Raw genomic sequence first — 24,386 nt, forward strand, 5'->3', positions numbered from 1 at the left:
TCGGACGACGCGCTTCGTCCGTTCATGATGGCTCGCAGCCCGGCCATCGGTTCGGACGAGAGGAACGGCGCGTGATGACGGAACTGACGCTTGTGGGCAGACATCAGAATGCGTTGATCGCTCTTGCGGTGCATGCCTTCACGGCGAGCGGGATTGTTCTCGCCATGCTCGCAGCCTTCGCCGCCTATAACCTCGATTGGCCGGCCTTCTTCATGTGGTTGGGTCTTGCGCTGGTCGTCGATGGTGTCGACGGGCCGATCGCTCGCAAGGTTTCCGTGGAAAGCCGCCTGCCGACCTTTTCCGGCGCCGCGCTGGACTTTGTGGTCGATTACGTGACTTACGTCTTTCTTCCGGCACTCGCGGTGGCGACGGCCGGCTTCACCTCGATTCCCATTGCACTGGCGCTCGCCGGCGTCATCGTCTTCACGTCGGCGATGTACTACGGCGACACGCGCATGAAGATGAAGAACAACGCCTTCCGCGGCTTTCCCGTGGTCTGGAACGGCGTGGTCTTTCTTTATTTCGTATTCGACCTCAACCAATTCGCGGTCATCGGCATCACCCTCGCGCTGTCGGTCCTGACCTTCGCTCCCATTGCCTTCGTGCATCCAGTGCGCGTCGAGAAGTGGCGGCCGGTGACGCTGGCCGTGACGCTGGCCTGGTTCCTGTTCGCCGGCGCGGCGCTCGCCTGGAGGCTTAATCCGCCCATCGGCGTTGAGATCGGCCTGGCACTTTCCACCGCATATTTGTCTCTCGTCGCGGCAGTACAGCAGCTCATCGAGAAATTCTTCGGTGCAAAGGCTGCCTGACTTCTTGAAATGTTGAGGGCGCTCTCCAGATAAGGTCCTGATCCGACGGCCATATCTGGGGAATGACCGCACTCATGCTTGATCTTCTTTTTAATGCCAACGCCTGGGCCAGTCTTCTCACCTTGACGGTGATGGAGATCGTCCTTGGTATCGATAATCTTGTCTTCATTTCAGTTTTGACCAGTCGCCTGCCGACCGACTCGGCCCGCAAGGCCCGCGCCCTCGGCCTCTCAATGGCGTTGGTCTTCCGTATTCTGCTGTTGATTACCCTATCCTGGCTGATCGGCCTGACTGCGCCCGTGTTCACCCTGTTCGAACATGGCTTCTCCTGGCGCGACCTGATCTTGCTCGCTGGTGGCCTGTTCCTGATTTACAAGGCAACGCACGAAATTCACGCCGGTATCGAGGGCGAGGAGGACGAGGGCGGCAACATCGTTCAGGCCGCCTTCGGCGCCACCGTGGCGCAGATCATCGTGATCGATATTGTCTTCTCGATCGACAGTATCATCACCGCAATCGGCATGGCCGAGCACGTGCCCGTGATGATTCTCGCCGTCATCATCGCGATGATCATCATGTTCGCGGCGTCGGAGCCGATTTCGCACTTCATTCAAAAGCATCCGACGACCAAGATGCTGGCACTTTCCTTCCTGTTGCTGATCGGCGTATCGCTGGTGGCAGACGGTGTCGGCTTCCATGTGCCGCGTGCCTACATCTACTTCGCCATGGCCTTCTCGGCCGGCGTCGAAATGATGAACATTCTGGCGCGCCGCAGACGGCGGAAGCTTAAGGCAGGCTCGAACTGAACGCAGCTGAACTGGTCAAGCTCAGAGGGCGGCGGAGCAATCCGTCGCCCTTTTCACCATTTGCAACAACACCGAGGCAGTCCCGCATTCGTGACCTTTCCACTCGGCGTTTATACGGATTTTGCTTGGGTTCTAGATCGTTTCAGGCTACCCCTCTGTCAGGTGGCGCCTCGTCGGCGTTTTTTCGACGTTCATGGGTCGCCTCGCTTCATCACGGGTATACGGACCGATGAGCACCACCGATCTCGCCAAACGGGTTCACGACCATAACTGGAAGCTCGACCCGATCGTCCGCAGCCTGCTCGATACGGACATTTATAAGTTCCTGATGCAGCAGCTGATCTGGAAACGTTACCGCGACGTCGACGTTACCTTCTCGCTGATCAACCGCACAAGCAGCATCCGCCTTGCCGACGATATCGACGAGGGGGAGCTTCGAGCGCAGCTCGATTACGCCCGCTCGTTGCGGCTCGGCAAGAAGGAATGGATTTGGCTCGCTGGTAACACCTTCTACGGCAAGCGACAGATCTTTGCGCCCGAGTATCTGGAGTTCCTGCGTGATTTCCAGCTGCCGCCCTACAAGCTGAGCAAGGCCGACGGGCAATACCAGCTTGAATTCCATGGCCCTTGGACTCACACGACGATGTGGGAGATTCCGGCGCTCGCCATCATCAACGAACTGCGGTCGCGCTCGGTGATGAAGACCATGCGCCGCTTCGAACTGGATGTGCTCTACGCGCGCGCCAAGGCCAAGCTGTGGAGCAAGGTCGAGCGACTGCGCGCCTTTCCCGACATCAAGATCGCCGATTTCGGCACACGCCGACGCCATTCACACCTCTGGCAGGATTGGTGCGTCAACGCACTGAAGGAAGGGCTAGGCCCAGCCTTCATCGGTACGTCCAACGTGCTGATGGCCATGAAGAGCGATCTCGAAGCGATCGGCACCAATGCCCACGAACTGCCAATGGCCATGGCAGCCCTCGCCAATACCGAGGATGAAATGCGCCAATCCCCCTATCGCGTGCTGCGCGACTGGCAGGAACTCTACGACGGTAACCTGCTCGTCGTTCTGCCGGACGCCTTCGGTACCGCCTCTTTCCTGCGCGAGGCGCCAGACTGGGTGGCGGATTGGAAGGGTTTTCGCCCCGATAGCGCCGATCCGGTCGACGGCGGCGAAGAGATCATCGCCTGGTGGAAGTCGAAGGGCGAGGATCCGCGCGACAAGCTGATCGTTTTTTCCGACGGCCTCGACGTCGAGGAGATCGAGCGGGTCTACACCCACTTCCGAGGCCGTGTGCACATGAGCTTCGGCTGGGGCACCAACCTGACCAACGATTTCCAGGATTGCGCGCCAAAACCCACCGACGACTTCGACGCGATATCGCTGGTCTGCAAGGTAACGCAGGTCAATGGCCGGCCGGCGGTGAAACTCTCCGACAACCCGGAGAAGGCGACGGGCGATCCGGCGGAGATCGCTCGCTACCTGCGCGTCTTCGGCGAGGCAGGGCGCGTCAAAAGGCCAGTGTTCGTATAAGAGATAGACCTGAAACGTCAACGCCGCCCGAGAGGGCGGCGTTTTTGTCTTGCTTGTCTGTCGGGTCGCTTAGGCCTCGAACGGCTTGGTGGCGAGCCACTTTTCCAGCCAGTGGATGTCGTAGGCGCCGTCGATGATGTCGGAATTCTTCAGCATGTTGTTGAACAGCGGGATCGTCGAATCGATACCGTCGACCACGAACTCGTCCAGGCAGCGGCGCAGCCGCATCAGGCATTCGACGCGGTTGCGGCCATGGACGATCAGCTTGCCGATCATGCTGTCGTAATAGGGCGGAATCGTATAGCCCTGATAGACACCGCTATCGACACGGACGCCCAGGCCTCCCGGCGGATGCCAATAGGTGATCTTGCCGGGCGACGGCGCGAAGGTGGCGGCGTTCTCGGCGTTGATGCGGCATTCGATGGCATGGCCATTGAAGTGGACGTCCGACTGACGGAAGCTCAGCGCCTGACCCGAAGCCACCTTGATCTGTTCGTTGACGAGGTCGATGCCGGTGATCATCTCGGTCACCGGATGTTCCACCTGCAGGCGGGTGTTCATCTCGATGAAATAGAACTCGCCGTTCTCATAGAGAAACTCAATGGTGCCGGCGCCCGAATAGTTGAGTTCGGACATGGCGTTGGCGACGATATCGCCGATCCGGGCGCGTTCGTCATCATTGAGGGCCGGCGAACGGGCCTCTTCCATGACCTTCTGATGGCGGCGTTGCAGCGAGCAGTCGCGCTCGCCGAGATGCACGGCGTTGCCTTGGCCATCGCCCAGCACCTGCAGCTCGATGTGACGCGGCTTCAGGAGGTATTTCTCGATATAGACGGCGTCGTCACCAAAGGCGTTCTTGGCCTCGGTCTTGGCGGCCGACATGGCGGAGGGCAGTTCCGCCTCGGTCATGGCAACGCGCATGCCGCGACCGCCACCACCGGCCGAGGCCTTGACCAGCACCGGATAGCCGATCTCGGCGGCGATCCGCAGTGCATCTTCCTCGGTCTCGACTGCTCCGTCCGAGCCCGGCACCACGGGGATGCCGAGGCGCTTTGCGGTCGCCTTGGCTTCGATCTTGTCGCCCATGATCCGGATATGGTCGGCCGACGGGCCGATAAAGGCGATATTGTGGGCCGCAAGAATATCGGCGAAGCGCGCGTTCTCGCTGAGGAATCCGTATCCCGGATGTACCGCCTCGGCGCCGGTGATTTCGCAGGCCGCGACGATGTTGGGAATGTTGAGGTAGCTGTCGCGTACCGGGGCCGGGCCGATGCACACGCTCTCGTCGGCGAGGCGGACATGCATGGCATTGGCGTCCGCCGTCGAATGAACGGCAACTGTGCCGATGCCGAGCTCCTTGCAGGCGCGCAGCACCCGAAGAGCTATTTCGCCGCGGTTGGCGATGAGGATCTTTTCAAACATGGGGCCGGTCACTCGATGATCAGCAGCGGTTCGCCAAACTCGACCGGCTGGCCGTTCTCGACGAGTACCGCGGTGACACGGCCGGCGCGCGGCGCCGGAATGTGGTTGAGGTGCTTCATGGCCTCGATGATCATCACCGTCTGGCCTTCCTTCACCACGTCGCCAACCTCCACAAAGGCCCGCGCACCCGGCTCCGGGGCGGTATAGGCGGTACCGACCATGGGGGAGGGCACGGCGCCGGGGTTGGAGGCGGGATCTGCAGCCTTCGGTGCCTCGGCGGCAGATGCCGCCACCGGAGCAGGCGCGGCCATTGCCGGCATCGCCGACGGCGCGGCCCAGCCGCCACCCTGGGTGATGGTCACCGGCGCCGCCGTCCGAGCCACCCGTATCTTCAGCTTCTCCTGCTCCACCTCGATCTCGGTGAGGTTGGTCTCGTCGAGAATGTTGGCAAGCTGGCGGATCAGTTCGTAGTCAAAGGTCTGGGGCATCGGTTCTCACCGGATTGGGACGGCGGTCACCCTTTCAGGAGACCGGCGAGGGCTTCGAGCGCGAGGGTGTAGCCGAGGGGGCCTAGGCCAACGATCACTCCAGCCGCCACGGGCGACACGAAGGACCGATGCCGAAAACTCTCGCGGGCATGAACGTTAGAGATGTGGACCTCGATCACAGGAACACCGGTTCCCTTGATCGCGTCGTGGAGGGCAATCGACGTGTGGGTATAGGCGCCGGGGTTCATCACCACGCCGGCACCGCGCCGCCCGGCCTCCTGGATCCAGTCGACGAGCACGCCTTCGTGGTTGGACTGGCGAAACTCGACGGTAGAAAACCCCAGCGCGGCAGCTTTGTCGCGGCAATTTGCCTCGATGTCGGCAAGGGTCAGCGATCCGTAGATGCCCGGTTCCCGTGTTCCGAGAAGATTGAGGTTCGGTCCGTTGAGGATGAACGCTTCAATGGGCAATCGGTCGGTTCCCTTTCAAGTCGGGGCGGGGGCAGCCGCAACCCTGGCATGGGCAGCGGCCGGCTTCCTTATAGGCATATGCCGCGCCGAAAAAAAGAGGCAGCGCCAATTCATCCCCGTCTGTGGGACTCACCTCGCTTATGCCTTCCGATCGGCAATCAGCAGGCCGTCTTGCCGCAAGCCCGCATCGCTTCGATCCGGCGATTGAGCTCGGAAAAGCCGACGGCGCCGTAGACCAGCTCATCGCCGATGATATAGGCCGGCGTGCCGTTGATGTTGAGCTTGCGAGCGAGATCATAGGAGTGGGTGATCGCCTCGGCCACTTCCGGCTTGGCGGCCAGCTCTTTCACCTTCGCCTCGTCGAGACCGGCTTTCACCGCCGATGCCAGGGCGCGGTCGCCGTCGGCCTGGCCGCGGCCGCCCAGCAAATCGAAATGAAACGCCTCATAGGCCTTGGGATCGATGATATTGACCGCAGCCGCCACCTTGGCCGCTTCGACAGATCCTTCGCTCAGGATGGGGAACTCCTTGAGGATGATCTTGACGTCCTTCTCCTTGTCGAGAATGGCGCGGGTGTCGCCCAGCGCCTTCTTGCAGTAGCCGCAGTTGTAATCGAAGAACTCGACGAGGGCGATCTTGGCTTTGGGATCGCCGAGAACCGCCTGGTAGGGCGAGGAGAAGATGGCTTCTCGGTTCGTTTGGATGGCGTCGGTCCGTCCCTGCTCCTCGGCGGCTTTGTTGCGCGCGTCGAGCGCCTGCAGTGCCTCAGTAATCACCTCGGGATGGTCCATCAGATACGCTTTGACGACATCGCCGATCGCCGCCTTCTGGCTGCTGGTGAACTCCTCGGCGGAAGCCATGGAGGGGAGGAGAGCCGCGGCGACGAGTGTGGCCGACAGTATTTTTCGGAAACGGGCAAACATGCGACTGCTCCTTGTCCCAGGCGAGGAACCGGTCAATTCGGTGCCTTGTAGGTGATGATGTCGTCGGCGCGCAGCCAGGCCGGTGAGCCTGCCTTCAGGCTTTCCTGCGCACGAATGGCGTATTTCTTGGCCGTTTGGATGTCGCCGGAGGCGAAGCTTCCCTGGGCAGAGGCGAGGTCGGCCAAGGGAATGTTGTTCTTGCGGGCGTAGGCGATGGCAAGCTGCCGGTAACCGTCGGGCTGGTCTGGGTCATCGCCGATCCCCTTGGTCAGAGCCGCGATGGCCTCGTCCGTGAGTTGATTGTCGCCGGTACCCACCAGAGCCTGTCCAAGCAAGACGCGGATAAGGCCGGCGTTCGGAGCCAGCGCGACCGCCTTGCGAAGGGGGGGCAGGGCATCCCTTGGCTTGCCGGTTTCCAGCAGGATCTGCCCTTTGAGTTCCCAGAAATAAGGATTGTTCGGCGAGCGCTTGATCAGCGCATCCATCCGGGTGAGGGCGGATTGGGGGTCGGAGAACCGATAGGCGACGATCGCACGGGCGTAATCGGCCGCGAGACTGGTGTCGGACTGCGGATAAAGCCGCAGCACGCTTTGGCCGTTTCGGGTGAAGGCGGCGAATTTGGCGCGCACCAGGTCGTGTCGCTCTTTGAGCGCGGGATCGTCCGGCTTGTCGAAAAACTTCGATTTGCGGGCCATCTCATCGATCATGGTGATGCGGTCGGCAGCCATGGGATGGGTCTGAACATAGGGGTCGATGTGCGCCGACATGAACATCTGCTGATCGGCGAACCGCTTGAAGGTTTCCAGCATGCCCTTCGCGGACTGGCCAGTCTCGGCGAGATATTTCAGCGCAAGCTGATCGGCGGCCGTTTCATTCTCGCGGGCATACATCAGAAGACCCCGCTGACCGATCTGCATGCCGCCTGTCGCCACAGCGCCGGCCGCAGCTCCGCCGCCGCCGGCTGCCCCGGCTGCCACACCGCCAAGCAAGGCAATCGCCGTCAGGATCTGCATCCTGCGGATTTCGGAGCGGAGCTGCGCCAGGTGGTTGGCCGCGAGATGGCCGATTTCATGGGCCAGAACGCCGATGAGCTGATTGGGTGTCGTGGAATCGATGATAGCGCCTGCGTTGACGAAAATATGCCGGCTGTCGGCCACGAAGGCGTTGAAGGTGTCATCATTGACCAGCTTGACCTGGACGGTGGCTGCGCCGAGACCGGCAGCCTTCAAGAGGGGGCGGGTATAGTCGGCGATTAGCGCTTCCGCCTCGGCGTCACGCAACAACGAAATCCCACGGCTTCGCTCGGCGGCAAAGGACGGCAGCGACGACGAGACGGCGATAGCCGCTGCCGTCATGACGGCGACGGAGGTGCGGAAGAAGTTGGTCATCATGACGCGATTCACCATCGAAAGTCTCGTCAGTGTGTCTGGCGCCTGATAAAGGGCAGAACGCGCGCCCGGCGCAATGGAAAAATCCTGAAGCGCCACTGACGTGGCGGAAGACTGCCGGTTATCTCGGGCAAAATCGTGGAGAGGGATATGCTGGTTTCGCGGCGGAGTGATGTAGCGCCCTTCCTGGCCATGGACGTGCTGTCGGATGCCAACCGCCTCGCCCGCGAGGGTCGGGACATCATTCACATGGAACTTGGCGAACCTGGCGCACCTGTTCCCGCCGCCGTGCGTCAGGCTGCCGAGACGGCACTCTCCCGTGGCCGCGTCGGCTATACGGAAGCCCTTGGTATTCCGGAGTTGCGCGCGCGCATTGCTCGTCTCTATGCCGATCGTTACGGTGTTGATGTGCCATCCGAACGGGTCGCCGTGACGGGAGGATCCTCCGGCGCCTTCAACTTGGCCTTTCTTGCCATGTTCGATGTCGGCGACCGCGTCGGTCTGCCGACACCCGGTTATCCTGCTTATCGAAATATTCTGACCGCGCTCGGCCTGGAGGTGGTGGAGATTCCGACCACCGTCGAAGCGCGTTGGCAGGCAAGTGCCGCTGCCATTGAAAAGGTACACGCAGAACGGCCGCTCGCCGGCGTCATCGTGGCAAGCCCCAATAATCCTTCGGGCACCATGATGACCCGCGATGGTCTCAAATCTCTGGTCGCCGCCTGTCGCGATCTGAAGATCGCTCTCGTCATGGACGAGATCTATCATGGCCTTGTCTATGACGGCGACCAGGTGACGGCGCTAGAGTTTTCCGACGATGTGGTCGTCGTCAACTCCTTCTCCAAATACTTCTGCATGACCGGCTGGCGTGTTGGTTGGATGGTGCTTCCCGAAGAGCTTGTGCGGCCAGTCGAACGCCTCGCTCAAAATCTCTTCATCTCGCCATCGGAACTATCGCAGCGTGCCGCTCTCGGTGCTTTCGAAGCGGAACAGGAATTGGAAGCGGTGAAGGCCGGCTATGCAGCGAGCCGTCGGCTGCTTTTGGAGCGCATGCCCAAGATCGGGCTCGACCGTTTTCTGCCGGTCGACGGCGCCTTCTATTTCTATGCCGACGTCAGCCGCTACACCAACGACAGTCTCGATTTCTGCCGCCGCATGCTGCACGAAGCGGGCGTAGCCGCAACGCCGGGCCTCGATTTCGATACCGGGCGCGGCTCATCCTACGTGCGCTTCTCCTTCGCCGGCCGCACGGATGCCATCGCCGAGGCCTGTGAGCGGCTGGGTGGCTGGTTGAGGTAGATCCCTACGCCTTCACGTAGACCCAGGCCTTAGCGCCGGACTTCAGTGCGACCAGGATCCGCTTGTAGTCGGCGACCTCATACCCATCGGCCGCGATCAATTCGTCCGGCGTGATCTCGAAGACGACGCCAGGCACTTCGTCGTCTGGGTTGTCGCTTGGCGAGACGATTGGGTGGTGCGTCTCCCCAGACTGCCGCAGCACGTCTGGGTCGGTGATCTCGACCATCGCGCGATGCCAGCCGACCATGGCGTCCGGACGACCCTTGAGTTCGCGTCCGAAGTTGGCGAGCTGTACCGACTTCAGCTGCAGGGTTCCGTAAGAAAACAAAAGCACGTCTTCTGCCATGTCGGATTCCTTCTGTTTGTGCTGACATATGACAAGGCCGCCCAGGTTCAACCGGGGCGGCCCACCGTCAGTTCGCTTCAGTCCATTCTCAGAAGAACGAGCGGCGCTGCCACCATCCGGTCTTCTTGGGATGGTTGGAGTCAGGTTCCGGTTCCGGTTCTGGCTCCGGTCGAGGTGCCGGTTCGTTTGCTTCAACCGACTTTTCAACCAGCTCGGCGACACTTTCCAGCGGAGGATGGGCAGGAGCCGCCGCTTCCGAAGACTCTTCCGGCGCTTCTTCGTCCTGATCCGCCAGCGTTTCCACCGGCTCGTCGTTCAGCACGCTCGGGGCAGCGATCGCCGCTTCAGCATCGCCGGCGTCAGCAGCAGGCCCTTCGTCGGTTGCAGCGGCTTCCTCGCCGGTGGCTTCTGCACCTTCCGAAACAGGTTCGCCATCCTGCGCTGCGGCAGCCGATTCGTCCTCAAGCTGATGCCGGCGACGCCCGCCGCGACGGCCACGCCGACGCGACCGACGGCGCTGCTCGCTTTCGGTTTCGCCTTCCAGACGAGCTTCGCCCTCCTCGTCGGACCCCTCGTCATCGCTTTCGACACCTTCGGCGCCTTCAATTGCCGTCTGGTCGTCGCCTTCGGCAGCCGCGTCCTGGCTATCGCCGTTGGCGGCCTCGCCGCCCTCGACCCGCCGCCGCCGACGACGACGACGCTTGCGACGAGCATCCCCGTCGCCGCGATCCTCGCGAGACGACTGCGCCTTCTCGGCCTCGCCCTCTTCGTCTTCTTCTTCCTCGACCTCCTCGTCGATTTCCTCGTCATAGGGCTGCACGCTTTCGGGCGTCAGCGTCGGCGCGGGCAGCGGCGGGGCAGGGTTGAGGATGATTTCGCCGCGCTCGACGGCAAAATGCTGGGAACCCAGATGCTCGTCGGCGGCAATGGTGATGGTCAGGCCGAAGCGCGCCTCAAGATCGGACAGATGCTTGCGCTTCTGGTTGAGGATGTAGAGTGCCACTGCCGAGCGGGTCCGCACGGTGAGGTGATGCGTCACGCCCTTGATCAGCAGATCTTCGAGTGAGCGCAGCACGTGCAACGCCACGCTTTCGGTAGAACGGACGATGCCGGCGCCCAGGCAGTGCGGGCAGAGCTCGGTAGAGCCTTCCAGCACGCCAGTGCGGATGCGCTGGCGGCTCATCTCCATCAGGCCGAAGTGCGAGATGCGGCCCACCTGGATGCGGGCGCGGTCGTTCTTCAGGCAATCCTTGAGCTTGCGTTCCACCGCCTTGTTGTTCTTGGCCTCCTCCATGTCGATGAAGTCGATCACGATGAGGCCGGCGAGATCGCGCAGGCGGAGTTGGCGGGCCACTTCTTCAGCGGCTTCGAGGTTGGTCGCGAGCGCCGTATCCTCGATGTTGTGCTCGCGCGTCGACCTGCCAGAGTTGACGTCGATGGCGACGAGCGCTTCCGTCTGGTTGATGACGAGGTAGCCGCCGGACTTCAGCGTCACCTGCGGCGAGAACATCGCATCGAGCTGTGGCTCGACACCGAAACGTCCGAACACTGGGATAGGATCGCGATAGGGCTGAACATTCTTGGCATGGCTCGGCATGAGCATGCGCATGAAGTCCTTGGCCTCGCGGTAGGAGTCTTCGCCGGCCACCAGGACTTCGTCGATGTCCTTGTTGTAGAGGTCGCGAATCGAGCGTTTGACCAGCGAGCCTTCCTCGTAGACGAGGCTCGGCGCGCTTGAGCGCAGCGTCAGTTCGCGCACGTTTTCCCACAGGCGCAGCAGATACTCGAAGTCGCGCTTGATCTCGGTCTTGGTGCGGGCAGCGCCGGCCGTCCGCAGAATGACACCCATGCCTTCCGGCACGTCGAGCTCGTGAGCGATCTCCTTGAGGCGCTTGCGGTCCTGAACGTTGGTGATCTTGCGGGAAATGCCGCCACCCCTGCCGGAGTTGGGCATCAACACCGAATAACGGCCGGCCAGTGACAGATAGGTGGTCAGGGCGGCGCCCTTGGTGCCGCGCTCTTCCTTGACGACCTGGACCAGCAGCACCTGCCGCCGCTTGATCACTTCCTGGATGCGATACTGGCGCGCCCGGCGACTGCGCCGCTCGGGAACTTCTTCGAGCGCATCTTCAGCGCCGACGTTCTCGACGTGCTCTTCTTCCTCGTCGCCGGACCGCTCTTCGCCATCGTCATTGATGGTCTCGACCGACTGGTCATCGTGGATGTCGATGACGCCGCCGATCTCGGGCACCGGAACTTCGTCATCGCCGGATTCGATGATGGGCGTTGCTTCCATCGAAGCGACTTCATCGGTCGGCCGCGACTCAGCATCCTCGGTCGGCGCTTCGCTGACCGTTTCCGTGGGCCGGGTGGCGGCCTTGGCCGCCTGAGCGCGCGACTGCCGCTCACGATGGATACGAGCCCGCCGCTCGTACTCTTCGCGTTCTTCCGCCTCTTCGGCCTCGATCAGGGCCTGACGATCGGCCTGGGGGATTTGATAGTAGTCGGGATGGATTTCCGAAAAGGCAAGAAAGCCATGGCGGTTACCGCCATACTCGACGAAAGCTGCCTGCAGCGACGGCTCAACGCGCGTCACCTTGGCGAGATAAATATTGCCTCTGAGCTGTTTCCTTGTCGCCGACTCGAAATCGAATTCCTCAACGCGGTGTCCACGCACCACAACCACCCGGGTCTCCTCCGGGTGGGTGGCGTCGATCAGCATTTTGTTGGCCATAAAGACTAACTCCCGGCCGCATGCGATCTCGGCACCGCCGCGATCCCAATGGGAGGCTCCGGAGAGCCCTCCCTAGGATCGCCGCGCGCTGGAAGGATCGGCATGGACCGTCGATAAGGGGGAAGGGAATTGGGAATGGTGCCGGACCGACCGAAGCCGCAAATCGGGAAAAGGCCGATGCATTACGCCATCCTGCCCCTTCGACAATTTGCTGTGGCCCCACGACTTTCACGTCCGGCACGTTCTTTCTTTTCAACACCGCCGTTCCTGAAAAGCCCGCTCGGCAAAGCCAATACGGGGGAACGACGACGAATGCCTGTCGGGCGGCCTCAATGGCCGCGCGCCGAAGCACCGATCTTTTCGGTGGATCTACGGGCGTCCTCATATGCATCCCGCAACACGGCACGTGGCCGGGCGAGACGCAACGAGCGAAGGTCCAGGTTCCGCGCTTCGTCCGGAAAACCACACCGGCGGTCGCGCTGACCTCTCGGACCCCCGACTGCCAGTCACGTCCTCCTGCTTTTCAAGCAGGAGGCGAACCGGCTGGACGCTCTCAAGTACCGAGAGCAAGGATTCGGGCTCCGATCCCTTATTACTTGCGTGAAGTCCCATATGCAAGGCGATCAAATAGGCCGATGATCAATTCCTCGCAATGTGAAGCGTCTTGCGTTCCGATCAGCGGAACACAGAAATGCTTAACCAAATTGGCTTAGTTACTGATAAGTGAATGGCCGCCAATCTGCGGGACTGTCCTCGCTTGCAATGGGGGAGTTGCCATCCTGTTGGACTGTGGCAGTTTGGGCCGATCATAGGATCGTGGGAGCGATCATTGACGACCGTTGTAAACCGCTTCGCAGCCTTTCTCCGCATCGCCCTCCTGGCGACGATGACGCTCGTCTGCCTTGCGGCTGGCGCGCTTGCCGAAGGTCCGCCTGTGGCAACCGATGGCCGCGTCGTCGGCGATGACAGCCGCACCCGCTTCGTGCTCGACCTTTCCGGCGAGGTTGACCTCAGCGCCTTCACGCTCGGCGAGCCCTACCGCGTCGTCATCGATCTGCCTGACATCGACTTCCGCCTGCCGTCGGGCATTGGTTCCACTGGCAGGGGGCTTGTCAGCGATTGGCGCTACGGTCAGTTCGCGGCTGGGCGATCGCGTATCGTGCTGGACGTGACGGGGCCGGTGAAGATCGACAAGGCCTTCGTGCTGCCGGCCGTCGAGAACCAACCGGCCCGTCTGGTGCTCGACCTTCTGAAGACGACGACCGCCGCCTTCGAGGAGGACCTCAGAAAAAGCCAGCTGGCGCGCGACACCGCCAATGAGCCGGTGCAGAAAGCCGACCAGTTGCCGCCACCCGACCGCAGCAAGCGGGAGAAGCCGCTGATCGTGATCGATGCCGGTCACGGCGGCGTCGATTCCGGCACCATTTCGGCGTCCGGGGTTCTTGAAAAGGACATCGTGCTGGCTTTTGCCAAGAAGCTGCAGGAGCGCCTCGAACAGACCGGCAAGGTGGCTGTGCTGCTCACCCGCACCGACGACACTTTCCTGCCGCTCGGGGCCCGCGTGCAATTCGGGCGCGACCACGCCGCCGATCTGTTTTTGTCGATCCACGCCGATTCCGAGCATGAAGGGTCGGTGCGCGGCGCCACCGTCTATACTCTGTCCGACAAGGCTTCCGACCGCGAGGCGGCGGAACTTGCCGCCAAGGAAAACGCCTCTGACCTGATCGCCGGCCTCGATCTGCAAAAAGAGGCCGACGGCGTAACTGACATTCTGGTCGATCTGACGCGGCGGGAGACGCGCAACTTTTCCGCCTCCTTTGCCAACGGACTGGTCGGCGACCTCGCCTCCACCACGCGAATGATCAAGAATCCGCGGCGGTCGGCCGGGTTCCAGGTGTTGCGAGCCCACGACGTGCCATCGGTTCTTGTGGAAATCGGCTATCTTTCCAACGACCAGGACGAGAAGCTGCTCACCTCAGATGAGTGGCGCTCCCGTGTCGCGGACGCCGTCACACAGGCCGTGCTGCGCTTCTTCGGCCAGAAATACGCTTATCTCGGAAAATAGCGGCAGCAGACCGACTGTTGCGGGCCGGCAACGCCACGGCCCCGCCTTCGCCACAAAGAGCGGCGAACGTCCAGCTTAACGGAAATAGTCGCATTCTGCGGCGTTTTGAGATATCGGCAGGCCCAAAGCCGACGCGCGAGCATTCGGATGTGCCCATGGGCGCCACGCCGCCACAGCGGATAGGCACCTCGGCGCGACCGGTGTCGACGGGAACGATGGACGGGAAATGATTTTCGTAAGATTCTTCGGCTGGGTCTTTTCGATCGCGGCGTTGTTGCTCCTGGTGGTGGCCGGCGGCGTCGCCGTCTACATCCACTCTCTCAGCGACGACTTGCCCGATACCAATCAGCTGCGGAACTATCAGCCGCCGGTGGTGACGCGCGTCCACGCGGCCGACGGCGAGCTCGCCTCCGAATATGCCCACGAGCGCCGTCTGTTCCTGCCGATCCAGATGATTCCCGATCGGGTCAAGCAGGCCTTCATTTCCGCCGAGGACAAGGATTTCTATACCCATCCGGGCATTGATCTCATCAGTCTCGCCGGTGCGGCGGTCAAGAACCTCGATACCCTGGTGTCCGGTTCGAAAAAGCGCATGGTCGGCGCCTCGACCATTACGCAGCAGGTTGCCAAGGTCTTCCTGCTCACCAACGAGCGCACCATCGACCGCAAGCTTCGTGAAGCTCTGCTGACGCTGAAGATCGAACAGACCTATACCAAGGATCAGATCCTCGAACTCTATCTCAACGAGATCTATCTCGGTTTCCGGTCTTATGGCGTCGCTGCCGCCTCGCTTGCCTATTTCGACAAGCCGCTGTCCGACCTGAAGCTCGAGGAGGTAGCATTTCTGGCGGCGCTTCCCAAGGGGCCGGAGAACTACAATCCCTATCGTAGCCGTCCGGCGGCTATCGAACGCCGCAATTACGTCATCCAGCAGATGGTGCTGAATGGCTATGCGACGCGCGAGGAGGGCGATGCGGCCATGAAGGCGCCCCTCGTCATCGCCGAGCGCAATCAGTCTGCCAAGGTTTTCGCCTCCGATTATTTCATTGAGGAGGTCCGCCGCACCTTGCTCACCATGTATGGCGAGAAGGGGCTTTATGAGGGTGGCCTATCGGTTCGTACGACGCTAGATCCCAAAATGCAGGTGATTGCCCGTGGTGTCCTTCAGCGGGCGCTGCTGCGCTATGACGAGGCGCACGGCTGGCGCGGCGCCAAGAAGCAGATCGATGTGTCTGGCGATTGGGGTGTGCCGCTTGCCGCCGAATCGGCGCTGTCCGACGTGCCGGAGTGGAACCTCGCCGTCGTGCTTGGCTTTGATGGCGATGCGGCCCGTATCGGCCTGCAGCCTTCTAAGGGCCCGACCGGCAACGTCAATGACGAGCGCATCGAAGGCATCATTCCGCTCGACCAGTTGAAATGGGCAAAGTGGGACAGTGGGCCAAAGCGCGGGGCGCCTGTAAAGGCCGCTTCGGACGTGCTTTCGGTCGGTGACGTCATCTATGTCGAGAAGACGGGCACGACTGCCGGCACGCTCGAGGCCTATCGACTCCGGCAGTTTCCGGCCATTTCCGGCGCCTTGGTCGCCATGGACTCCAACACCGGCCGCGTGCGCGCCATGGTCGGTGGCTTCTCCTTCGCCGAAAGCGAATTCAACCGGGCGACGCAGGCGATGCGTCAGCCGGGTTCGTCCTTCAAACCCTTCGTCTACTCGGCCGCCCTCGACAACGGCTACACGCCGGCGTCGGTGATCATGGATGCGCCGATCGAGATCGATCAGGGCGCTGGGCTCGGTATTTGGCGGCCGCAGAACTATGGCGGCGGCTACATCGGTCCGGCGACGCTCCGGACCGGCATCGAGCAGTCGCGCAACCTGATGACCGTTCGCCTCGCCCAAGACATGGGCATGCCGCTCGTCGCTGAATATGCGCGCCGCTTCGGCATCTACGACAATATGCAGCCGGTGCTCTCCATGTCGCTGGGCGCTGGCGAAACGACGGTCATGCGCCTCGTCAACGCCTACGCCATCATCGCCAATGGCGGGCGCCGCGTGCAGCCGACGCTGATCGATCGTGTTCAGGACCGTTTCGGCCGTACCATCTATAAGCATGACCAGCGCGTTTGCGACGGCTGCAACGCCGATGATTGGAAGGGCCAGGACGAGCCACAGTTGGTCGACGAGCGCGAGCAGGTGCTTGATCCGATGACTGCCTACCAGATCACCTCGATGATGGAAGGCGTGGTCCAGCGCGGCACCGCCACGGTGGTCAAAAGCCTTAATCGTCCGATCGCTGGCAAGACCGGTACCACCAATGACGAAAAGGATGCCTGGTTCGTTGGGTTCACCCCGGAGCTGACCGTCGGCATCTTCCTGGGCTTCGATACGCCGAAGCCGATGGGGCATGGCATGACCGGCGGCTTGATCGCCGCGCCTGTCTTCCGAGACTTTATGGCCCAGGCTCTGGTCGGCCAGCCGCCGCAGGAATTCAAGGTGCCGGAGGGCATGACCCTCATCCCGATCAATCGCAAGACCGGCATGCGCGCCTATGAGGGCGAGACCGCCATCATCGAGGCGTTCAAGCCCGGCACCGGGCCGTCCGACGTCTACTCGGTCATTGGCGGCGACGGTGTGGCCTGGGGTGTGCCGACGCAAGTCAATCCCGAAGCCGACAAGGCGGCGGTGAGTGGCACCGGCGGGCTCTATTGACGAGCGTCGCGGGAAACCTCATCTGCGGGTGCAGCCACTAAATTGGAATAGAGTGCCGACGGGTTTACATCCGCGGCATCCATTCATATGGTCCGCCCGCTCGTGATCGACGACGGGCACCCGCTGTCAGCGACCGCTGCGGTGGACAATTCAACCTCATGACGGGAGCTCACGCCTATGCGAGCCGAAATCGAGGCCATCGTCGACGAGATCAAGCAGGGTATGGCCCTGCTGAGGAGGCATCTTTGACTGGGATGCCTCCCAGCAACGGATGGCCGAGCTGAACGGTTTCGTCGAAGACCCGACCCTCTGGAACGATCCCGAGCGCGCGCAGAAGATCATGCGCGAGCGGACCGATCTCGAGAGCCGAATCAACGGTTATCTCAAGCTCGAGCGCGATCTCAAGGATAGCATCGAGCTGATCGAACTCGGCGAGATGGAAGGCGACGCGACCGTTGTCACCGATGCCGAGAACACCTTGCGCGGCCTCAAGGACGATATCGCCCGCCAGCAGGTGGAATCGATGCTGTCCGGCGAGGCCGATGCCAACGACACCTATATCGAGGTGAACTCCGGCGCCGGCGGTACCGAGAGCCAGGATTGGACCAATATGCTCCTGCGCATGTATACGCGCTGGGCCGAGCAGCATGGTCACAAGGTTGAGTTGCTCGAGGTTCACGACGGCGAAGAAGCCGGCATCAAGAGCGCCACGGTGCTCATCAAGGGGCACAACGCCTATGGCTGGCTGAAGACCGAATCGGGCGTTCATCGGCTGGTTCGCATCTCGCCCTTCGATAGCCAGGCGAGGCGGCATACGTCGTTTTCGTCGGTTTGGGTCTACCCGGTCATCGACGACAAGATCGAGATCGAGATCAACGAGAGCGACTGTCGCATCGATACCTATCGCGCCCAGGGCGCCGGTGGACAGCACATCAACACCACCGATTCGGCGGTGCGCATTACCCACCGTCCCTCAGGCATCGTTGTGTCCTGCCAGGCCGAACGTTCGCAGCACAAGAACCGCGCCACGGCGTGGAACATGCTGCGCGCCCGCCTCTATGAGGCGGAGCTGAAAAAGCGCGAGGAGAAGGCCAACGCCGAGAATGCGGGCAAGACCGACATCGGCTGGGGCCATCAGATCCGCTCCTACGTTCTGCAGCCCTATCAACTCGTCAAGGATCTCCGGACAGGCGTGGAAAGCACGTCGCCATCCGACGTGCTCAACGGGGATCTCGACAGTTTCATGGAGGCGGCGCTGGCCCAGCGCGCTTTCGGCAAACAGCCGGCTGAGATATCGGATATCGACTGAACGGTCTTCGATCGGAAAATGAAAAGGGCGGGGTGCTGATGCTCTCCGCCTTTCTATATTGCAAAATGCTATTGCCGAATGCGTTTCGACGGGACCTTAGGGCAGCAGGCTTGCCAAGCGGTTTCCGGCGTTGATGTAGTTGACCGGGTTAAGGGCGACGCCGTTGATGCGGGTCTCGTAGTGGAGATGGGGCCCGGTGGAGCGACCGGTGGAGCCAACCTCGCCGATAACGGTATCTCTGGTCACCCGGTCACCGACGCTGGCAATGATGCGAGACATGTGGCCGTAGCGCGTTGTGACGCCATTGCCGTGATCGATCTCCACCATGTTGCCGTAACCGCCCGACCAACCGGCGACCGTGACGACGCCCGGCGCCGTCGGCCGGATGTCCGTACCGGTCGGGGAGCGGAAATCGATCCCGGCGTGGAACGCCAGCGAGCCGAGAAACGGGTCGCGACGCGAGCCGAAATTCGAGGTCATGTCGCCACCGGGCATGGGGCGGATCAGCGGCAGGCGGGCCGCCTCGGCCTTGACCAGCTCAATGCGGCCGAAAGCCTGATCGGCCTCCTGCATGGCGGCCGTTAGGGCCTGTGCGCCTCCGATGGGAATATAGGGACCACCCATGGCGTCCTGCGAATCCGTTTGAGCATCCGGCACGTTCACACGGAGACCGGCGTCGGCAATGACTTCGACGGCTGCATCGACGCGGGAGTTGGCGGCATCCGCGATCGCTTCCACGGCCTTGGCCTGCTCGGTGTCAATGGCGGCAAGATGGCTGGCGATGGCCTTGAAATCCGGTTTGCCGTCCGCGGTGCGTATGTCCACTTTGGGGGCGTCGGCCTTGGGTGCGATTGACGTCAGCGCGTCGAACTGGCGGTCGATCAGGTTGGCGCCGCTGGCATCGGCATAGGCGTTGACGGAGCCGGTCACGTCGGTCTGGTCGAGAGCGGCGTGTTTTTCAGCCGGGATCGCTGCATTGCGGCCGTCGATGAGGCCGATGCTGCGCGCCTTGTCGATCAGTTCGCCAACGGCCCGCTGCCGGTCGGCAATACCTTGCTGGACGGACATGATCTTCTCGACCTTTTCGTCCATCGCCACACTGTCCAGAATCTGCCGGCTGGAAATACGGTCGATCTCCGAACGCAGCCGGGCAATGCGATCCTCATAGGCCTGCTGCATATCGGCGTTTCGTTCGCGAACCAGGTCGAACAGATCGTCGCGGAAAACCAGATAGGTGGTTGCCGCGAGAAAACCGAGCGATACCGTCAGGAATAGGGTGAGCCCGCCGAATAGGGCCAGCGGACTGAAGGTGTAGGTGCGGGTATTGTCCCGGCTGATGATGACGATACGTCTCGCCGAATTTTGGCTGCGATATCGATCTGCGGATTGCGGTCTCACCATCAACGCGACGCTCCAAGAGGGCACTGCCGCACACCGACACGCGGCGCCCTGTTGAGAGCGATTAGAAACCGTTAGGGTTAATGAAGGCTTGAAATCCAATGACGCAAGCGGGAGGGACGTTTCCTCAGAGAGCCTTGATCGCGGCCAACACTTCTTCGGCGTGGCCTTCAACCTTCACTTTTGGCCAGACTTTTGCGACCTTTCCGTCGCGCGCAATCAGGAAGGTGGAGCGGATGATGCCAAAATACTTCTTGCCGTAAAGCGACTTCTCTCCCCAGGCCCCGTAGCTTTCCGCAACCTGGTGCTCAGGGTCGGAGCCGAGCGCCACCGTCAGTTTATGCTTGACGCGGAACTTGCCGTGCTTCTCCACCGTGTCGGGAGAAATGCCAATCACCGTCGCCCCGGCCTTTTCGAATTCGTCGGCCAGGCATGAGAAGCCAATTGCCTCACGGGTACAGCCGGACGTGTCGTCCTTGGGATAGAAGTAAACGACCACCGGCCGGCCCTTCAGCGCGGACAGCGTGATCTCACCCTCATCGGTTGGCAGGGTGAAGTCGGGGGCGGGGGATCCAATGGCTGCGGTGGTCATCTGCGGTCTCCGGCTTTTGTCTTTGCCTTTATCCTCTCGCCGGAACGCCGGAACAAGAGGGTGTCATGCCCGCCACGGCCGGATTGCACCGGCCCGGCCTGACTGGCTGCTCAGGAAAGCGGGCGCCATATCCAGAGCCGCCAGATAGGCAACCCCACTCACAAGCGCAATGAGATCCGAGGCGAAATCATTAACGGTCGAAATCGCAGTGGGCCTGTGTTTCTCGACAGCCTTGGAAGCCAGCACAAACTCGCTACCCATACCTAACCCATCCAATACAAAGGGGCTTTCCTCGGCAGGATATTCCCACCAAAAATTGTACTTCTCAAATGATAGGATATAGGCAATTATACCGCTGTTTTAAGAACAAGTATCAATTTTGAACCAATCGCACGGGCATTGCTGCTCGTGCCCCTCCACGCTTTTGACGGAGGATTGAGTTGTGATTGTAGAGTCCAAACAAGGGTTTACGACCCAGTTGGAATTCGAGGGCAGGCCCCCCATTCCAGTGGTTTGTCGCGTCAAGGCTGGTTTCCGAAGCGATGGCAGTCTGTCTGTCGAGGGCGAGGCTGATGTCGACGAGGATTTTACCTGTCTGATCGGCGTGTGCGGACGCATCAGCATCGGCGCCGGGCGGCGCAAGATCGGTGTGCGGATTGCCGCGGCGGATACCGAACGGGGCGTCGTTCGCTTCCTGATCAGAGACCCCATGCTCGATCTTGGTGCGGTCGCCTAGACCGCATCCCGATCCGGATCGGAAGCCACTCCTCCTAAGCAAACGGGGCGCCGAAGCGCCCCGTTCTCATTATTCAGAGACGAGATCGAGTCGATCAGGCGATCTTGGGGTCGAGCTCCCCGGAGGCGTAGCGCTTGGCCATGTCGGCAAGCGGGATCACCTTGATCTTGGAGCCGTGGCCGGCAGCACCGAATTCCTCATAGCGCTGCTTGCAGACCTTCTGCATGGCGGCCATGGCGGGCTTCATGAACGAGCGCGGGTCGAACTCGGCCGGCTTTTCCGCGAAGAACTTGCGGATGGCACCGGTGATCGCCATGCGGCAGTCGGTGTCGATGTTGACCTTGCGAACGCCGTGCTTGATGCCGTTGACGATCTCTTCGACCGGTACGCCGAAGGTCTGCGGCATCTTGCCGCCGTAGGCGTTGATGATGTCGAGAAGGTCCTGCGGAACCGACGACGAGCCGTGCATGACGAGATGCACGTTCGGCATGCGCTCGTGGATCTCCTTGATGCGATAGATGGCGAGCACGTCGCCGTCCGGCTTGCGGGAGAACTTGTAGGCGCCGTGGCTGGTGCCCATGGCGATGGCCAGAGCGTCGACCTTGGTGCGCTTGACGAACTTCACGGCTTCGTCCGGATCAGTCAGCAGCTGTTCCTTGCTGAGCACGCCTTCGGCGCCGTGGCCGTCTTCCTTGTCGCCCTTGCCAGTCTCGAGCGAGCCGAGCACGCCGAGCTCGCCTTCGGTCGAGGCGCCAACGAGGTGGGCCAGCTCAGCCACGCGGCCGGTGACGTTGGCATTGTAGTCGAAGTCGGCGGGGGTCTTGCCGTCGGCCTTGAGCGAGCCGTCCATCATGACCGACGAGAAGCCGTTGGTGATGGCGGAAAGGCAGGTGCCCTCCGAGTTGCCGTGGTCCTGATGCATGCAGACCGGAACGTCGGGATAGAGCTCGATGGCAGCCTTGATCAGGTGGCTGAGCACGATGTCATTGGCGAACGCGCGGGCACCGCGGCTGGCCTGCATGATCACCGGGCTGTCGGTCTCCTTGGCCGCGGCCATGACGGACAGCATCTGCTCCATGTTGTTGATATTGAAGGCCGGCATGCCGTAGCCGTGTTCGGCGGCATGATCGAGCAACTGCCGCAGTGAAACCAGCGCCATAGGGGAACTCCTTCGCGAATTCTTATGTGATCCCGAGCCCTTCCCGCCTATCGCACGCGACCGGCGAAACAGACTGGCTCATATCTACGACTTTAGCACGATTTACCAGAGCCGAGTTCGCTCTAGGCCGTCAGTTGCGCCAAAAAAACGTGAACGCAATTGATAGTTCGTCTGAATCTTCGTGTTTTCCTCCATGGGCAAATTACTGCCCTGAAGGTCAGCTGGCAAGCACGGCCAGATCGACCCGACGGGCCAGCTGGCGCACGTCATCGGGCGAGGGGAGGTGTGGTCCGATTCGGCCGAGCTTGGCCGTCGCAAATGCCACCGCCCGGCGGGCCAGTGCCTCAAGACCGAGATTGTCGGCCAGTGACGAGGCAATGCCGGCGACCATGGCATCACCCGCACCCACCGTCGACAGCGCGTTGACCACCGGCAGCCGGGCCGACAGCGCGGTGGAACCGCGCAGGAAGATGGCGCCCTGTTCGCCACGCGACACGACCACCAATTCGATGCCGAGCGCCTGAATGTCGCGGGCGGCGGCGACGATATCCGCCACTTCCTTCAGCGATCGGCCGGCCCAGGCTTCCAATTCCAACCGGTTGGGTTTGACGGCAAACGGCAGGTCTTCGCGAGGCGCGGCCAGAGAGGCGGCAAGCGGTGCCCCGGAGGTATCGAGCACCACACGGCAACGGAGAAGTCGCAGGTCCGCTGTGAGCCTCGCCCAAACGCTGGCGGGCTGGCCGAGCGGTAAGGAGCCGGCCAGAACCACCAACGCACCCTCGACCACCTCGCTCCGCAATACATCGAGCACCATGTCGTAGGTCTCGTCGTCGAAGGTCAAGCCGGGCAGGTTGATATCCGTCGTGGTGCCGGTCACCACATCGGCGATCTTGATGTTCGTGCGGGTATCGCCGGCTGTGCGGACGAAACGATCCTGGATACCTTTGTCCTTGAAGAAGTCGGTAAAGGTTGCGTCGTTGCCGCGGCCCAGTACGCCGGTCGCCACGACGGGGATGCCCCAGTCGGCGATACAGCCGGCAACGTTGATACCCTTGCCGCCGACATTCGACTGTGCCGCACGGGCGCGGTGGACCTTGCCGGGCGTTAAGTCATCGAGCGTGACGGTAAGGTCGATCGCCGGATTGAGCGTAACGGTGATGATGGGCGAGGTCATTGTCGGCTCCAGAGCGGAAACGTCTCTTATATGGCGTTTATAGCGGTTTCGCAGGATGGTGACGTTTCGGCAAGCCCCTCCGCCAGGAAAGGCCGGTTCAGTGTTCGGTGTGCAGGCACTTGTGATGGTTGGCCAGTACCTCGATCACCCGGCAGTCGCCGACGCAGTTATGTCCACAGCCGCCGACCATGGCTTCCAGCTCTTCCTTGAGTGCCATCAGGCTTTCGATGCGATCATTGACTTCCGCGAGCTTGTCGCGGGCAATGCCGTCGGCTTCCGCGCACGGCATGGCCGGATTATCCTGCAGCGTCAGCAGCGTTCGGATGGCGTCGATTTCGAAGCCGAGGTCGCGAGCGTGGCGAATGAAAGAGAGACGCTTCAGGTCGCGCGCGCCGTAAAGACGTCGGTTTCCCTCGCTCCGCGGCGGCGCCGGCAACAGCCCGATCTGCTCATAATAGCGAATGGTCGGCACCTTCACTTGGCTGCGGCGGGAAATCTCGCCGATCGGCATATCAGTCATTTTACGTACTTGCTCCTCTAGCGACTAGAGGATGCAACCCTGATGCATCAAAATCAAGAAGAGCGCGCTCAAGGATTCGCGATGACTGATGCAGCTTTGAAAACCCGCTTCAAGGTCGATGGCATGGATTGCGCCGCCTGCGCCGCTCGCGTCGAAGGCGCTGTTTCCAGGCTTGACGGCGTCGAGGACGTGTCCGTTTCCGTGATGACCGGTTCGATGGTGGTCCATCACGACGATACAGCCGATCTCCAGGCATTGGAAAGCACGGTAAGCCGTCTCGGCTATGGCGTCAGTGTCGAGCGCTCCGAGCCCCATGGCGGGCAACACAAGGAAGAGAGCCATACCTGCGGTTGCTGCGAGCATGGCGAAGCGGAACACGCAGGGCATGAGCACCATGATCACGCCACGCATGGTGCAGGTGGCCACGCTGAATATGATCATGCTGGCCATGATCACGCTGGACACGACCACACCCAACACGATCACGCAGAGCCGGCGAGCCACAGTCAT

At 61.7% G+C, this 24,386-nt stretch carries 20 protein-coding genes and 1 pseudogene; 9 read left to right on the plus strand and 12 right to left on the minus strand.

Annotated elements, in window-relative coordinates:
• The first annotated feature begins 74 nt into the window (after nt 1-74).
• The 3 genes from G522_RS0105505 (at nt 75) to pncB (ending at nt 3,149) form a co-directional block, all read left to right on the plus strand.
• On the plus strand, nt 75-809 hold the full coding sequence (locus G522_RS0105505) for a CDP-alcohol phosphatidyltransferase family protein (protein ID WP_084632863.1): 735 nt from the start codon (nt 75-77) through the stop codon (nt 807-809).
• A gap of 74 nt (nt 810-883) precedes the next feature.
• Nucleotides 884-1,615, plus strand: coding sequence for a TerC family protein (locus tag G522_RS0105510; RefSeq protein WP_026790177.1), 732 nt, complete (start codon nt 884-886; stop codon nt 1,613-1,615).
• 229 nt (nt 1,616-1,844) lie between these two features.
• Nucleotides 1,845-3,149, plus strand: coding sequence for a nicotinate phosphoribosyltransferase (gene pncB, locus G522_RS0105515; RefSeq protein WP_026790178.1), 1,305 nt, complete (start codon nt 1,845-1,847; stop codon nt 3,147-3,149).
• A 69-nt stretch (nt 3,150-3,218) separates the two neighbouring features.
• On the opposite strand, the gene accC is transcribed toward pncB, so the two are convergent.
• From accC to G522_RS0105540, 5 genes are all read right to left on the minus strand, one after another.
• Nucleotides 3,219-4,571, minus strand: a complete 1,353-nt coding sequence (accC, locus tag G522_RS0105520; protein WP_026790179.1) for an acetyl-CoA carboxylase biotin carboxylase subunit — start codon at nt 4,569-4,571, stop codon at nt 3,219-3,221.
• Between the two features lie 8 nt (nt 4,572-4,579).
• Nucleotides 4,580-5,059, minus strand: coding sequence for an acetyl-CoA carboxylase biotin carboxyl carrier protein (gene accB / locus G522_RS0105525; RefSeq protein WP_026790180.1), 480 nt, complete (start codon nt 5,057-5,059; stop codon nt 4,580-4,582).
• A 26-nt stretch (nt 5,060-5,085) separates the two neighbouring features.
• Entirely contained in the window at nt 5,086-5,529 is a 444-nt protein-coding gene (gene aroQ / locus G522_RS0105530) for a type II 3-dehydroquinate dehydratase (protein ID WP_026790181.1), read from the minus strand.
• 158 nt (nt 5,530-5,687) lie between these two features.
• Nucleotides 5,688-6,452, minus strand: coding sequence for a DsbA family protein (locus G522_RS0105535; RefSeq protein ID WP_036838291.1), 765 nt, complete (start codon nt 6,450-6,452; stop codon nt 5,688-5,690).
• 32 nt (nt 6,453-6,484) lie between these two features.
• Nucleotides 6,485-7,858, minus strand: a complete 1,374-nt coding sequence (locus G522_RS0105540; RefSeq protein WP_084632866.1) for a M48 family metalloprotease — start codon at nt 7,856-7,858, stop codon at nt 6,485-6,487.
• A 132-nt stretch (nt 7,859-7,990) separates the two neighbouring features.
• Between G522_RS0105540 and G522_RS0105545 the strand changes: the two genes are divergently transcribed.
• Nucleotides 7,991-9,139 (plus strand): pyridoxal phosphate-dependent aminotransferase, encoded by a 1,149-nt coding sequence (locus G522_RS0105545; RefSeq protein ID WP_210162895.1) that lies wholly within the window; start codon nt 7,991-7,993, stop codon nt 9,137-9,139.
• A gap of 4 nt (nt 9,140-9,143) precedes the next feature.
• Here G522_RS0105545 and G522_RS0105550 read toward each other — a convergent pair whose 3' ends face one another.
• Nucleotides 9,144-9,485, minus strand: a complete 342-nt coding sequence (locus G522_RS0105550; protein WP_026790185.1) for a gamma-glutamylcyclotransferase family protein — start codon at nt 9,483-9,485, stop codon at nt 9,144-9,146.
• 88 nt (nt 9,486-9,573) lie between these two features.
• Nucleotides 9,574-12,219 carry an Rne/Rng family ribonuclease gene (locus G522_RS0105555; protein ID WP_026790186.1) on the minus strand — a complete coding sequence of 882 codons (2,646 nt, stop codon included), beginning with the start codon at nt 12,217-12,219 and terminating at the stop codon, nt 9,574-9,576.
• Between the two features lie 829 nt (nt 12,220-13,048).
• On the opposite strand from G522_RS0105555, the gene G522_RS0105560 reads away from it, so the two are divergent.
• From G522_RS0105560 to prfB, 3 genes are all read left to right on the plus strand, one after another.
• Entirely contained in the window at nt 13,049-14,284 is a 1,236-nt protein-coding gene (locus tag G522_RS0105560; protein ID WP_245586599.1) for an N-acetylmuramoyl-L-alanine amidase, read from the plus strand.
• Nucleotides 14,285-14,510: 226 nt separating this feature from the next.
• Entirely contained in the window at nt 14,511-16,988 is a 2,478-nt protein-coding gene (locus tag G522_RS0105565) for a penicillin-binding protein 1A (RefSeq protein WP_036838293.1), read from the plus strand.
• A gap of 177 nt (nt 16,989-17,165) precedes the next feature.
• Nucleotides 17,166-18,297 (plus strand): peptide chain release factor 2 gene (gene prfB, locus G522_RS0105570; RefSeq protein ID WP_156886839.1). Its coding sequence is split into 2 segments (ribosomal slippage): nt 17,166-17,234 and nt 17,236-18,297, totalling 1,131 coding nucleotides; the frame shifts between segments, so codons are not numbered across the junction.
• Nucleotides 18,298-18,393: 96 nt separating this feature from the next.
• Here the strand turns inward: prfB and G522_RS25745 are convergent.
• Complete coding sequence (locus G522_RS25745; RefSeq protein WP_051228364.1) at nt 18,394-19,698, minus strand: peptidoglycan DD-metalloendopeptidase family protein; 1,305 nt, start codon at nt 19,696-19,698, stop codon at nt 18,394-18,396.
• Nucleotides 19,699-19,822: 124 nt separating this feature from the next.
• Nucleotides 19,823-20,287, minus strand: coding sequence for a thioredoxin-dependent thiol peroxidase (bcp, locus tag G522_RS0105580; protein WP_026790190.1), 465 nt, complete (start codon nt 20,285-20,287; stop codon nt 19,823-19,825).
• A gap of 442 nt (nt 20,288-20,729) precedes the next feature.
• On the opposite strand from bcp, the gene G522_RS0105590 reads away from it, so the two are divergent.
• Nucleotides 20,730-21,023, plus strand: coding sequence for a hypothetical protein (locus G522_RS0105590; protein WP_156886840.1), 294 nt, complete (start codon nt 20,730-20,732; stop codon nt 21,021-21,023).
• A gap of 94 nt (nt 21,024-21,117) precedes the next feature.
• Here G522_RS0105590 and fba read toward each other — a convergent pair whose 3' ends face one another.
• The 3 genes from fba to G522_RS0105605 form a co-directional block, all read right to left on the minus strand.
• Entirely contained in the window at nt 21,118-22,182 is a 1,065-nt protein-coding gene (gene fba / locus G522_RS0105595; RefSeq protein WP_026790193.1) for a class II fructose-bisphosphate aldolase, read from the minus strand.
• Nucleotides 22,183-22,399: 217 nt separating this feature from the next.
• Nucleotides 22,400-23,356, minus strand: coding sequence for a 1-phosphofructokinase (gene pfkB / locus G522_RS0105600; protein ID WP_026790194.1), 957 nt, complete (start codon nt 23,354-23,356; stop codon nt 22,400-22,402).
• Between the two features lie 97 nt (nt 23,357-23,453).
• Complete coding sequence (locus G522_RS0105605) at nt 23,454-23,876, minus strand: MerR family transcriptional regulator (protein ID WP_026790195.1); 423 nt, start codon at nt 23,874-23,876, stop codon at nt 23,454-23,456.
• Between the two features lie 123 nt (nt 23,877-23,999).
• Here G522_RS0105605 and G522_RS30680 point away from each other — a divergent pair.
• Nucleotides 24,000-24,101: pseudogene (locus G522_RS30680) on the plus strand (cation transporter); the annotation flags it as partial.
• Between the last annotated feature and the right edge of the window lie 285 nt (nt 24,102-24,386).

This window comes from Pleomorphomonas oryzae DSM 16300 (assembly GCF_000422965.1).
GTDB classification, from domain to species: domain Bacteria; phylum Pseudomonadota; class Alphaproteobacteria; order Rhizobiales; family Pleomorphomonadaceae; genus Pleomorphomonas; species Pleomorphomonas oryzae.